Here is a 12,784-nt window from a genome sequence, read left to right on the forward strand (position 1 = left end):
TACGAGAGGTTCGGCCCGCGCTGTCCGCTGCCACACGACCTCCTCGCCCTGAGGCAAGCGCAGTCCTGGTTCATCCGCCGTTGGCCACCGCCATGAGTCGGTGGTCTGGGACGGCGTGGCCGGGGCACGATCGGGCGATGGTTCGGGTGGGACTCCCAAGTGACTCCCGTTGCTCCACCGCCGCCCGGATCGGTAAGCCCGGCCGGACGCCGAACAACTCCGGGCCACGTACCCGGTGGAGCCGGCCACGCCGTGGCGCGTGAGGCGCACGGAGACCCCACGTCCGATCAACTCGTCGGACGCCCGCCACACGACCCCCATTCCGCATCGGCCCAGTAGCTCGGTTGACAGATACCGCCCCGCGACCAACCTTGCTCCCCAGAGCCGTCCCGGTCACAGCCCAACTCCTCGATCGCCGAACAGTCGACCCGACGCTACGACCAGCCTGGCAGTACGCAGCCCACCGACGCCACCGAGACTCGGTGTCCGACATACCTCGGATGACTCGTGCGGGCCGGCACTTTCACGAAGTTCGCACCGCATCCGGCTTCAGGAGCGAACAAGCAATCCGCAATCGTGGACGGTCGGAACCTAACATGACGCAGCATCAGAAATAGCAAATAGCATCACATGAGCGTCAAGAAAAAGCGGGCCAGCTGCCTTCGGCTCGTCGTAGGAAGTGCCCTCTTCATGGCGCACACCAAACAAAGACGCAGCTGGGCCCGTTCTCCGGAGCGGCATCAGAGAAGCTCGACGTGCTCTACCTGCTATTCATCGAGGAACAGGTCGAGCTTCCCTGCCCTTATGAAAACCTCAGCTCAGAGGCCCCTTTCAGCAGGCTCAAGAACAGCCACGCACTCCACGTGATGTGTCATCGGGAACAGGTCGAACGCCCGCAGCGTCCGCACCCGGTACCCGTTCTCCCGGAAGTACCCCAAGTCCCTTGCCAGCGCTGCCGGGTCGCATGCCACGTAGGCGATGCGGCGGGCCTCCAGGGACGCGAGGTGTTCGACCGTCTTCTTGCCGGCGCCCGCGCGGGGCGGGTCGAGGACGATGAGGTCGACCTCGGTGATGCCGGTGCGCGGGAGGACGGACTCGACCTTGCCCTGTTCGATGCGGACGCGCGGGAAGTCCGCGAGGTTGTGGCGCGCGTCCTCCACCGCCCGCTTGCCGGACTCGATGCCGAGGACCGCGCCCTTCTCGCCGAGGCGGTCGGCGAGTGCGCCCGCGAAGAGGCCCACGCCGCAGTAGAGGTCGAGGGCGGTCTCGCCCTTGCGGGGCAGGAGGCCCTGCATGACCGCCGTCACCAGGGTGTCCGCCGCCTTCGGGTGGACCTGCCAGAAGCCGCCGCTGCCGACGCGGTACGTACGGCCGTCCGCCCGCTCGCGGACGAAGGGGCGGCCGTGGACGCGGTGCACGCCGCCGTCCTTCTCGCCGACCCGCATGACCGAGACCGGCTTGTCGAGCTCGACGATCGGCAGGCGGGCGCCCGGGCGTGGGGTCAGGATGACCTGGCGGTCCTGGGAACCGGTCGCCGTGATCGCCTCGACCGAGTCCATGCCGGACCAGTCGCGCCTCTCGATGCCCAGCTCGTCGACGCCCTCGGCGGCGATCATGCAGTGGTCGATCCGCTCCACCTCGTGCGAGCGGTGGCGGCGCAGTCCGGCGTGGCCCTCGGCGTCGACGGCGTACTGGACGCGGGTGCGCCACTTCGGGACCTGTCCGGCCGGCAGCTTGTCGCCCTCGGCCGGCATCACCGTGCCGTCCCAGCCGGCCTCCTCGGGCGTGAGGCCCGCGAGGCGCTGGAGCTGCTCGGCGATCACGTCCGCCTTCAGGCGGCGCTGCGCTCCCGGCTTGGCGTGCTGCCAGTCGCAGCCGCCGCAGCGGCCGGGGCCGGCGAAGGGGCAGGGGGCCTCGACGCGGTCCTTGGAGGCGTCCAGGATCTCGACCGCGTCCGCGCGCAGGAAGCGCGCGCCCTCCTCGCCCTCCGTCACCCGGGCCACGACCCGCTCGCCAGGCAGCGCGTGCCGGACGAACAGCACCTGGCCCTCGGACGTACGGGCGATGCAGTGGCCGCCGTGGGCGACGGGGCCGATCTCGACCTCGTACTCCTCGCCCACCAGAGACTTCGTCGGTTCTGCCTGCATGGTGGGGTGACTCCAGATCGGGAAGGTCGGGAAAGGGCAAAGGCCGCAGCCGGTGAGGCCGCCGGACGGCCGCAGCCGGTGGGCCTGACAACAGCCCACCAGTCTACGGCCTCCCCGCGCGGGTCAATCCCCGCGCGGGGCACCCCCAGTCCCCGCGGCTCAGTCCTTGGCGGCCGGCGTCTTCGGCCGGTCCACCGCCGGACCGCGCCGGACGGCGCCCGGTGCGCTCCAGTCCTGCCGCTTGCGGGCCCGGTCCCGGGCCGCCTCGGAGGACTGGAGCTGGTACGGCACCGAGGTCACCATGACGCCCGGCAGGAACAGCAGGCGGCCCTTGAGGCGCAGGGCGCTCTGGTTGTGCAGCAGGTGCTCGTACCAGTGGCCGACCACGTATTCGGGGATGATCACCGAGACGGCGTCGCGCGGGGACTGCTTGCGCAGGTTCTTCACGTACTCGACGACCGGTCGTGTGATCTCGCGGTACGGCGAGTCGAGCACCTTCAGCGGTACGTCGATGCCGCGCCGCTCCCACTCCTCGCGCAGCGCCTTCGTCTCCGCCGGATCGACGTTGACGGTGAGCGCCTCCAGGGTGTCCGAGCGCATCAGCTTGGCGTAGGCCAGGGCGCGCAGGGCGGGGCGGTGGATCTTGGAGATCAGGACGACGGAGTGCACCCGGGACGGCCGCACGCTGTCGTCGCTCGGGCTCTCGGGAGCCGCGATCTCCTCAGCGACGCGGTCGTAGTGGCGGCGGATCGCCGTCATCGTCGCGTAGAAGATGCACATGCCGAGCAGGGCGACCCAGGCACCGTGCGTGAACTTGGTGACGAGGACGACGACCAGCACCAGGCCGGTGAAGAAGGCGCCGAAGGCGTTGATCGCGCGGGAGCGGATCATGTGGCTGCGCTTGGCCGGGTCCGTCTCCGTGGCCAGGTGGCGGTTCCAGTGCCGGACCATGCCGGTCTGGCTGAGCGTGAAGGACACGAACACGCCGACGATGTACAGCTGGATCAGGCGCGTCGAGTCGGCGCCGTAGATGACGACCAGCAGGGCCGCGGTGCCCGCGAGCAGCACGATGCCGTTGGAGAAGGCGAGGCGGTCGCCGCGGGTGTGCAGCTGGCGCGGGAGGTAGCGGTCCTGGGCCAGGATCGAGCCGAGCAGCGGGAAGCCGTTGTAGGCGGTGTTGGCGGCCAGGAAGAGGACCAGGGCCGTCGCCGCCGCGAGCACGACGAACAGGAAGCTGCCCTTGCCGAAGACGGCCTCGGCGACCTGGGAGATGACCGGGTTCTGGACGTAGCCGGGGCCGATCGGGCTGCCGCCCTGCATGAGGTCGGTGGCCGGGTTCTCGGCCATGCGGACCTTGGTGGTCATCGCGAGGGCGATGATGCCGCAGAACATCGTCACGGCCAGCAGGCCCATCATGGCCAGCGTGGTCGCCGCGTTCTTCGACTTGGGCTTGCGGAAGGCGGGGACGCCGTTGGAGATCGCCTCGACGCCGGTGAGCGCGGCACAGCCGGAGGAGAAGGCGCGCAGGAGGAGGAAGACCAGCGCGAAGCCCGCGAGGCCCTGGTGCTCGGCTCTGATGTGGAAGTCGGCGGTCGGCGCGCGCATGGTGTCGCCGAGGACCAGGCCGCGGAACGCACCCCACGCGATCATGATGAAGACGCCGGCGACGAAGACGTACGTCGGGATCGCGAACAGCGAGCCGGACTCCTTCACGCCGCGCAGGTTCATCAGCGTCAGCAGCACTATCACCGCCACCGCGCAGAGCACCTTGTGCTCGACGACGAACGGGACCGCCGAGCCCAGGTTCTCGATGCCGGAGGAGATGGAGACGGCGACGGTGAGGACGTAGTCGACGAGCAGGGCGCTGGCCACCGTCAGGCCCGCCTTGGGGCCGAGGTTCGTGGTCGCGACCTCGTAGTCGCCGCCACCGCTGGGGTAGGCGTGCACGTTCTGCCGGTAGGAGGCGACCACGGTGAACATCAGCACGACGACCGCGACCGCGATCCAGGGGCTGAAGTGGTACGCCGACACGCCCGCGATGGACAGGACCAGCAGGACCTCACCAGGCGCGTAGGCGACGGAGGACAGCGGGTCGGAGGCGAAGACGGGGAGTGCGATGCGCTTCGGCAGGAGCGTTTCACCCAGCCGGTCGCTGCGCAGAGCGCGCCCGATCAGGATCCGTTTGGGCACGTCGGTCAGTTTGGACACGACAGAGGATCGTAAGGGTTCGAACTGGCTGCCGCCCACCCTCCCCCTGCCCCTCGTGAGGCAACCCACCCCGGATCTGCCTCACGAGTGAACTCTGGGGCGATTGCGACGACGGATTCCGCGCTCGGCGCGGTGTTCGTGCCTAGATGGCAGACCCCGCCCCAGAAACCGCACACTCGTGCCTGTCGCCACACCCAGGAGGTCCCATGCCCGCGCCCGCAGAGCTGATCGGCGCCGCGGTCAGCCTCATCGGCCTCGGAATCCTGACCATGTACAGCGTGCGCAGCATCACACGCCGCTGATCACGACGCCCGGCCCGCCGGAGCGCGCGGCCGCCTCCACGGGCACGCGGGCGCACAGCCGCGTAGGCACGCGGGCGCCGGAGTGCGGCAACTCTTTTACGGCGTACGGCCGTTGAGCTGCCCCGGCGTTGGTTCGGACCTGGCACCGACCTGGTCCGGACCTGAATGTTACGCGCGTAAATTCTTGCCTCCGGCTACTTGCCGGTCACGCACCGGGGTCGGAATACTTCATTCTGCGCTTGTCAGGGGCACGACGAGTTCACCGACTTGTCGTGCCCTGCCACCCCCGATAGGCCTCCCCACACCCAGAGGAGCCAGCGAGTGCGTACTCAGACCTCCGCCAGAGCCCGACGCGCCAGACTGACCGTCACCGCGTCCGCGCTGTTCGCCGCGGCAGTGCTCACCGTCCCCACTGCCCAGGCCAGCCCCTCGGCCAAGACCTCGCCCTCGTCCGACGCCGCAGCCGTGGTCAAGAGCCTCGGCACCGCCTCGACCGCCGGTTCGTACTACGACTCCAAGGCCCACACCGCGGTGGTGAACGTCACCACGCAGAAGGCGGCACAGGCCGTCCGTGAGGCCGGCGCCGTACCGAAGCTCGTCACCTACAGCTCCGCGCGCCTCGCCAAGGCCGGCGACGCCGTCAAGACCGCCGACATCGCCGGCAGCGCCTGGGCGGTGAACCCCAAGACCGACACCCTGGTCGTGAGCACCGACAGCCGCGTCTCGCGCGCCGAGCTCGCCAAGCTGAAGTCCGCCACCGCCTCCTACGGCAAGGCGGTCACCTTCAACCACGTGAACGGCACCTTCCGGAAGCTGCTCAACGGCGGCACCGCGATCTACGCCGACGCCGGCTGGCGCTGCTCCGTCGGCTTCAACGTCACCGACGGCGTCAACTACTACTTCCTGACGGCGGGCCACTGCACCCAGGGCTTCCCGGGCTGGTACTCGAACTCCAGCCTCACCACCTACATCGGGGCAACCCTCGACTCGCAGTTCCCGACCAACGACTACGGCATCGTCAGCTACGACAACACCGGCATCACGCATCCCGGCACGGTCAACCTCTACAACGGCACCAGCCAGGACATCACCAGCGCCGCCAACGCGTTCGTGGGTGAGAGCGTCAAGCGCAGCGGTTCGACCACCGGCGTCCACGGCGGCACCGTCCAGGCTCTCAACGCCACGGTCAACTACGGCAACGGTGAGATCGTCTACGGCCTCATCCAGACCAACGTCTGCGCCGAGCCCGGCGACTCCGGCGGCTCCCTGTTCGACGGCACCAAGGCGATCGGCCTGACCTCCGGCGGCAGCGGCAACTGCACCTCCGGCGGTACGACCTTCTTCCAGCCGGTGACCGAGGCGCTCAGCGCGTACGGCGTCAGCGTGTACTGACGCGTACAGAGCTGAGCGTGTACTGAGGGCACGCGTACAGAGTGAGCATGTACTGACGTGCACGGCGTCAGCATGTACTACCAGCACGGAAGCGTGTGGCCCGAGCCCCGCCGGTCCGACCGGTGGGGCTCATCCATGTGTCTCCCCCGTCATCAATGCAGGCGAGCCCCCCTCGCCGTCCGAGGCGGCATTGCCGATACGTTGGACGCAGGCAAACGAGGGCGACAGCATGGCCACAGCGGGATCACGACCGGGATCAACGGCATGATGATTCACCGGCATGATGGTGCCTGGCGGCCCACACAGGCCGCAGGGTGTTGCCCGGCGAGCCGAGAGAGGGACATGAGCACGACATTTAGGCAGGCCAAACGGCCTGCCGGAAGCGCGGTGTGAGGCCATGCATATCGTCATCATGGGCTGCGGGAGAGTGGGTTCCGCTCTCGCCCAGACCCTGGAGCAACAGGGTCACACGGTCGCCGTGATCGACCGGGACCCCACCGCCTTCCGCAGGCTGGGCCCGGGATTCGGCGGCCGCCGGGTCACCGGCATCGGCTTCGACCAGGACACCCTGCGCGAGGCGGGCATCGAGGACGCCGGCGCCTTCGCCGCCGTCTCGAGCGGCGACAACTCGAACATCATCTCCGCGCGCGTGGCCCGCGAGATGTTCGGTGTGGAGAACGTCGCGGCCCGCATCTACGACCCCCGCCGCGCCGAGGTCTACCAGCGCCTGGGCATCCCCACCGTGGCGACGGTCCGCTGGACCGCCGACCAGATGCTGCGCCGGCTGCTGCCCTCGGGCGCCGAGCCGCTGTGGCGCGACCCCACCGGCGGCGTCCAGCTCGCCGAGGTGCACGCCTCGCCCCAGTGGGTCGGCCACAAGATCAGCAAGTTGCAGGACGAGACGGGCGTCCGCGTGGCGTTCCTGACCCGCCTGGGCGAGGCCATCGTGCCCACGTCCCAGACGGTGCTTCAGGAGGGCGACCTGGTGCACGTGATGATGCGGACGGACGACGTCGAGAAGGTCGAGGCGGCGTTCGCCGGGGGTCCCGAAGAGGAGGGCGGTCACTGATGAGGGTCGCCATTGCCGGTGCCGGCGCAGTCGGCCGCTCGATCGCGGGCGAGCTGCTGGAGAACGGCCACGAGGTCCTGCTGATCGACAAGGCGCCGACCGCCATCTCGGTCGAGCGCGTCCCCCAGGCGGAGTGGCTGCTGGCCGACGCCTGCGAGATCACGTCCCTGGACGAGGCGGCGCTGCAGCGCTGCAACGTCGTCATCGCCGCCACCGGCGACGACAAGGTCAACCTGGTCGTGTCGCTGCTCGCCAAGACGGAGTACGGCGTTCCGCGCGTCGTCGCCCGCGTCAACAACCCCAAGAACGAGTGGCTGTTCAACGAGGCCTGGGGCGTGGACGTGGCCGTCTCCACCCCGCGCCTGATGTCCGCCCTGGTCGAGGAGGCGGTGAGCGTCGGCGACCTGGTCCGGCTGCTCCGCTTCAGCCACGGCGACGCCAACCTCGTCGAGCTGACCCTGCCCGAGGAGTCGGCCCTGGCCGGCACCCAGGTCGGCGACGTGGAGTGGCCCGAGGACACCTCGCTGGTCACCATCATCCGCGGCACCCGCGTCCTGACCCCCTCCAAGGAGGACTCCCTGGAGCCGGGTGACGAGCTGCTGTTCGTGGCCGCCCAGGCCCGCGAGGAGCAGCTGGAGGATCTGCTGTCGGTACGGCGGCAGGACGGCTGACCGTCTCCCCGCAGTGACGACGATGGGGGCGCCCCGGAAACCCGGGGCGCCCCCATCGTCGTACAGGAGGAGCTCGTACAGGAGGTCGCGGAGGAGCGTGGGACGCGTCCTCGGGCCCGGTGGTCGGCTACGCGCCCCGGCGGTGCCGTCCGCCGTCCGCTGCCGCTTCGGCGGCGGCCTTCTCGGCCCGCTCCTCGGCCTCCATCTCCGCGAACACGTCGATCGGCGCGGGCGCCTTCGCCAGGAAGACCCAGGTCAGCCAGACGGCCAGCAGGAACGGCGGGATCTTCAGGGTCACGAGGACCCAGCCGAGCTGCGTGGTGTCGGCCCACCAGTACAGCGGGAAGAGGATCGCGCACTTGGCGAGCAGGATCAGGCCCCAGGCCCAACTCGCCTTGGCGTACGCCTTCTTACGGCCCGGGTTACGAGTGCGCCAGGAGAGGTTCTCCTTGAAGACCGGGCCGAGGATGAGGCCGATCAGTGGGACGCCGGCCAGCGTCGTGATGATGTACGCCAGGGCCAGGCCGAGCGTGTAGAGCATGCCGGGGAGGTAGAAGTCCTTGGCGTTGCCCGTGAACATCGCGAAGATCACGCCGAAGGCGACCCCGAAGACACCGCTGAAGGCGTGCTTCATGGTGTCCTTCATCACCAGCCGGACCGCGACCATGAGCAGCGAGACACCGAGCGCGGCGATCGCCGACCAGTGCAGGTCCTTGGTGATCGTGAAGATGCTGACGAAGAGGAGGCCGGGCAGGACCGTCTCGACCATGCCGCGGACACCGCCGAACGCCTCGAACAGCGCGGCCTCCGTCACCGCCCGGGACTCGTGCTGCTGAGGGGCGTCTTGGGTCGGCTTGTCGACTGACGTCACCGGCTACTCCCGTCCGAGGGGTCTCAGTTCGTACTTGGGGTTGAACAGCACGCGGCGGCCCCGGCTCATCGAGATCCGGCCCGATGCGATCAGCCTGCGCCCCGGTTCTATCCCGACGATGGAGCGCCTGCCGAGCCACACCACCTCCAGCGCGGCGGAGCCGTCGAACAGCTCGGCCTCCAGGGCGGGGACTCCGGCGCGCGGCCGCAGGGTGACCGTGCGCAACGTACCAGTTACCGTGACGATCTGGCGGTCGTGACAGTCACCGATCCGGGTACAGCCGGCGGTCTCGGCGTCCTCCCTCAGCTCCTCGGACTCCAGGTCGGTCTGGGACGAGGAAAGCCGGTCGAGCATGCGCCGGAACCGGCCCGCCGGCTTTTCGGAACGAGGAACAGCACCCATACAGGAAGCCTACCGGGGCGCGCCGACGGCCACGCACCCACGGGCCCGCACCCCTTGCGGCAAGCGCTCACTGCGACGCTCTCGGCGCGAACGCTCACTGCTCGAAGCGGTAGCCCATCCCCGGCTCGGTGATGAAGTGCTTCGGGTGGGAGGGGTCCGCCTCCAGCTTCCTGCGCAGCTGCGCCATGTACACACGCAGGTAGTTCGTCTCGGTCCCGTACGACGGCCCCCACACCTCCTGCAGCAGCTGCTTCTGGCTGACCAGCCGGCCCGTGTTGCGGACCAGCACCTCGAGGAGATGCCACTCGGTCGGGGTCAGCCGTACGTCCCTGTCGCCGCGGGTGACCTTCTTGGCCGCCAGGTCGACCGTGAACCCCTCGGTCTCCACCGTCGTCACGTCGTCCTCGCCGGCCCCGACGGGCTCGGCCCGGCGCACGGCGGCCCGCAGCCGGGCCAGCAGTTCGTCCATGCCGAAGGGCTTGGTGACGTAATCGTCGGCGCCCGCGTCGAGCGCCTCGACCTTCTCGTCGGAGGAGTGCCGGGCCGACAGCACCAGGATCGGCACCCGGGTCCAGCCGCGCAGCCCCCTGATCACCTCGATGCCGTCCATGTCGGGCAGGCCCAGGTCAAGGACCACCACGTCGGGGTGTCCGGAGGCCGCGAGCGCGAGCGCGGTCCTGCCGTCGGCGGCCGCGTCGACCTCGTACTTGCGCGCCTTGAGGTTGATCACGAGCGCCCGCACGATCTGCGGCTCGTCGTCGACCACCAGCACCCGGGTCATGAAGCCTGCCTCTCCGGTCGTACGGCGTCCGGTCGTAGTGAGTCTGGTTGTACGGCGTCCGGTCGTACGGCGCCCGGTCGTACGGCGTCTCGATCCGCTGTGTCTCGCCCTACCGCCGTTCCCGTTTCCCCGTCGGGGAGCGGCTTGGAGAGCGGCTCGGGGCGTGATCCCGCCGCGCGGAGGCTGAGGACCATGGTGAGGCCGCCGCCGGGGGTGTCCTCGGCGTTGAGGGTGCCGCCCATGGCCTCGGCGAAGCCTCGGGCGACCGCGAGACCGAGGCCGACACCGGCGCCGCGCGGGGCGTCGCCGTACCGCTGGAAGGGCTCGAAGATGCGGTCCTTGGCGTCGTCGGGGACGCCCGGCCCGCGGTCCACGATCCGCACCTCGACCCGGTCGGCGATGGCGCTGGCGGACACCAGCACGGGCCGGCCGGGCGGGCTGTACTTGACGGCGTTCTCCACCAGGTTGGCCACCGACCGCTCCAGCAGCCCCGGGTCGACGGCGACCATGGGCAGCGTCTCCCGGATGTCCAGCCCCACGCTGTCCTCGGGCACGCCGACCAGCGCCATCGGGACCACCTCGTCGAGGTCGATCTCACGGACGATCGGGGTGACCGTGCCGGTGTGCAGGCGGGACATGTCGAGCAGGTTGCCGACCAGGTGGTCGAGCCGGTCGGCGCCCTCCTCGATGCCCGCCAGGAGTTCCGCCTGATCCTCCTCGGACCACGCCACGTCGTCCGACCGCAGCGAGGAGACCGCGGCCTTGATCCCGGCCAGCGGGGTGCGCAGGTCGTGGCTGACGGCGGCCAGCAGCGCGGTGCGGATGCGGTTGCCCTCGGCCAGGGCGCGGGCCCGGTCGGCCTCCTCCCGGAGCCTTCGGCGGTCCAGGACGACGGCGGCCTGGGCGGCGAACGCGGCCAGCACCCTGCGATCCTCGGCGGGCAGCACCCGGCCCGTCAGGGCGAGCGCCATGTGGTCCCCGACCGGCACGTCGACGTCCGCCTCCTCGGGCCGCGTCAGCGTCCGTCCGAGGCCCGCGCGGCCCGCACAGGTCCACGGTTCGACGTCGCCCGCCCGCTCCAGCAGGGCCGCCGACTCCATGCCGAAGGTCTCCCGGACCCGTTCGAGGAGCTCCTCCAGACCTGTCTCTCCGCGCAGCACGTTGCCGGCGAGGAAGGAGAGGATCTCCGACTCGGCGCGCAGCCGGGCCGCCTGATGGGTGCGCCGGGCCGCGAGGTCGACCACCGAGGCCACCGACACCGCGACCCCGACGAAGATCACCAGCGCGACGATGTTCTTGGGGTCGGCGATGGTCAGCCGGTGCAGGGGCGGTGTGTAGAAGTAGTTCAGGAGCAGCGAGCCGAAGGCCGCCGCGGCCAGCGCGGGGAAGAGCCCGCCGAGCAGGGCCGCCGCGACGGTCACGGACAGGAACAGCAGCATGTCGTTGGCGAGGCCCAGGTCGACGCTGTTGAGCACCACCGCCATGACCGCCGGGCCGGCCAGCCCCACGAGCCAGCCCGAGACGAGCCGGGCCCGGCCGAGCGGCGCCCCCCGGGACACGGGCAGCCCGCGCCCCTTGGCGACCTCGCCGTGGGTGACGATGTGCACGTCGAGGTCGGGCCCGGACTCCCGGGCGACCGTCGCGCCGACGCCCGGCCCGAAGACGTACTGCCAGGGCTTGCGGCGGGAGGAGCCCAGGACTATCTGGGTGGCGTTCACCCCGCGCGCGAAGTCCAGCAGGGCCGCGGGTATGTCGTCGCCGATGACGTGGTGGAAGGTGCCGCCGAGGTCCTCGACGAGGGTGCGCTGGACGGCCAGTTCCTTGGGCGAGGCAGAGGTCAAGCCGTCGCTGCGCGCGATGTAGACGGCGAGCACCTCGCCGCCGGCGCCCTTCTCGGCCAGCCGCGCGGCCCGGCGGATCAGCGTCCGTCCCTCCGGACCGCCGGTCAGTCCGACGACGATCCGCTCGCGCGAGCCCCAGATCGCGGACACGCGGTGGTCGCTGCGGTACTGCTGCAGGTACTCGTCGACCCGGTCGGCCACCCACAGCAGCGCCAGCTCCCGCAGGGCGGTCAGGTTGCCCGGCCGGAAGTAGTTCGACAGCGCCGCGTCGACCTTGTCCGGGCGGTAGATGTTGCCGTGCGCCATGCGTCGCCGCAGGGACTGGGGCGACATGTCGACGAGCTCGATCTGGTCGGCCCGGCGTACGACCTCGTCCGGTACGGTCTCCCGCTGCCGTACACCGGTGATCGACTCGACGATGTCGCCGAGTGACTCCAGGTGCTGGATGTTGACCGTCGAGACCACGTCGATCCCGGCCGTCAGCAGCTCCTCCACGTCCTGCCAGCGCTTGGCGTTGCGGGAGCCGGGGACGTTGGTGTGCGCCAGCTCGTCGACCAGGGCGACCTGCGGCCCGCGCGCGAGGACGGCGTCGACGTCCATCTCCGTGAACGCCGCGCCCCGGTAGTCCAGTTCCCTGCGCGGGACCTGCTCCAGGCCGTGCAGGAGCACCTCCGTGCGGGGCCGGTCGTAGTGCTCGACGTAGGCCACCACGCAGTCGGTGCCGCGCTCCACCCGGCGGTGCGCCTCGGCCAGCATCGCGTAGGTCTTGCCCACGCCCGGTGCCGCGCCGAGGTAGATCCGAAGCTTGCCGCGTGCCATGGCCCCATTGTCTTCCGGTGACTGCCGCCTACGCAGCGTCGACCTTACGGGCAGTGGTCCGCTTGAAGGGCGGGAGGGGCTGGTGAGGGGGCATCCTTGACGGAGTTCTGACGGCTCGCGAGCTCGGCCTTTTTGCTCTCTCGCCTACGGGGCGGCCCACCTAATTGCTCTCTCGCCTACGGGGCGCCAAAGCCGGTGTCGAGACGGCGATCGTGCTCAGCCCTTCGGGCCTCCGCGCTCCCCCAAGCTCTCAACTGCGTTCGAGCAGGGAGGTGCCCCCA

9 protein-coding genes are annotated in these 12,784 nt (G+C 70.2%); 3 read left to right on the forward strand and 6 right to left on the reverse strand.

Translation table 11 applies throughout. The annotated features are described in order from the left end of the window. Window positions 1–818: 818 nt before the first annotated feature. Window positions 819–2,147, reverse strand: a complete 1,329-nt coding sequence (locus ABZ910_RS21155; protein ID WP_361367121.1) for a class I SAM-dependent RNA methyltransferase — start codon at window positions 2,145–2,147, stop codon at window positions 819–821. Between the two features lie 159 nt (window positions 2,148–2,306). Beyond that, window positions 2,307–4,355, reverse strand: coding sequence for an APC family permease (locus ABZ910_RS21160; RefSeq protein WP_361367123.1), 2,049 nt, complete (start codon window positions 4,353–4,355; stop codon window positions 2,307–2,309). 623 nt (window positions 4,356–4,978) lie between these two features. Between ABZ910_RS21160 and ABZ910_RS21165 the strand changes: the two genes are divergently transcribed. The 3 genes from ABZ910_RS21165 (at window position 4,979) to ABZ910_RS21175 (ending at window position 7,789) form a co-directional block, all read left to right on the forward strand. Beyond that, on the forward strand, window positions 4,979–6,049 hold the full coding sequence (locus ABZ910_RS21165; protein WP_361367126.1) for a S1 family peptidase: 1,071 nt from the start codon (window positions 4,979–4,981) through the stop codon (window positions 6,047–6,049). Window positions 6,050–6,446: 397 nt separating this feature from the next. Further along, window positions 6,447–7,118 carry a TrkA family potassium uptake protein gene (locus ABZ910_RS21170; RefSeq protein WP_361367128.1) on the forward strand — a complete coding sequence of 224 codons (672 nt, stop codon included), beginning with the start codon at window positions 6,447–6,449 and terminating at the stop codon, window positions 7,116–7,118. Further along, the gene (locus ABZ910_RS21175; RefSeq protein ID WP_361367131.1) at window positions 7,118–7,789 is read left to right on the forward strand and encodes a TrkA family potassium uptake protein; all 672 of its coding nucleotides are present in this window, start codon (window positions 7,118–7,120) and stop codon (window positions 7,787–7,789) included. The genes ABZ910_RS21170 and ABZ910_RS21175 overlap by 1 nt, the downstream gene beginning before the upstream one ends. A gap of 127 nt (window positions 7,790–7,916) precedes the next feature. Here the strand turns inward: ABZ910_RS21175 and ABZ910_RS21180 are convergent, their stop codons facing one another. From ABZ910_RS21180 to ABZ910_RS21195, 4 genes are all read right to left on the reverse strand, one after another. Next, the gene (locus ABZ910_RS21180; protein ID WP_361367134.1) at window positions 7,917–8,660 is read right to left on the reverse strand and encodes a DUF3159 domain-containing protein; all 744 of its coding nucleotides are present in this window, start codon (window positions 8,658–8,660) and stop codon (window positions 7,917–7,919) included. A gap of 3 nt (window positions 8,661–8,663) precedes the next feature. Next, window positions 8,664–9,062, reverse strand: coding sequence for an OB-fold nucleic acid binding domain-containing protein (locus ABZ910_RS21185; protein ID WP_361367137.1), 399 nt, complete (start codon window positions 9,060–9,062; stop codon window positions 8,664–8,666). 94 nt (window positions 9,063–9,156) lie between these two features. Beyond that, window positions 9,157–9,843, reverse strand: a complete 687-nt coding sequence (locus ABZ910_RS21190; protein WP_361367140.1) for a response regulator — start codon at window positions 9,841–9,843, stop codon at window positions 9,157–9,159. Then, complete coding sequence (locus ABZ910_RS21195; protein WP_361367142.1) at window positions 9,840–12,503, reverse strand: sensor histidine kinase KdpD; 2,664 nt, start codon at window positions 12,501–12,503, stop codon at window positions 9,840–9,842. The genes ABZ910_RS21190 and ABZ910_RS21195 overlap by 4 nt, the downstream gene beginning before the upstream one ends. Window positions 12,504–12,784 lie beyond the last annotated feature (281 nt).

The organism is Streptomyces sp. NPDC046805 (assembly GCF_040645355.1).
GTDB lineage: Bacteria > Actinomycetota > Actinomycetes > Streptomycetales > Streptomycetaceae > Streptomyces.

What these genes read in the sequence shown, in the direction of transcription:
- ABZ910_RS21155 (WP_361367121.1), bottom strand. Translation starts at nt 2,147, where the DNA reads ATGCAGGCAGAACCGACGAAGTCTCTGGTGGGCGAGGAGTACGAGGTC.
- ABZ910_RS21170 (WP_361367128.1), top strand. Translation starts at nt 6,447, where the DNA reads ATGCATATCGTCATCATGGGCTGCGGGAGAGTGGGTTCCGCTCTCGCC.
- ABZ910_RS21175 (WP_361367131.1), top strand. Translation starts at nt 7,118, where the DNA reads ATGAGGGTCGCCATTGCCGGTGCCGGCGCAGTCGGCCGCTCGATCGCG.
- ABZ910_RS21185 (WP_361367137.1), bottom strand. Translation starts at nt 9,062, where the DNA reads ATGGGTGCTGTTCCTCGTTCCGAAAAGCCGGCGGGCCGGTTCCGGCGC.
- ABZ910_RS21190 (WP_361367140.1), bottom strand. Translation starts at nt 9,843, where the DNA reads ATGACCCGGGTGCTGGTGGTCGACGACGAGCCGCAGATCGTGCGGGCG.
- ABZ910_RS21195 (WP_361367142.1), bottom strand. Translation starts at nt 12,503, where the DNA reads ATGGCACGCGGCAAGCTTCGGATCTACCTCGGCGCGGCACCGGGCGTG.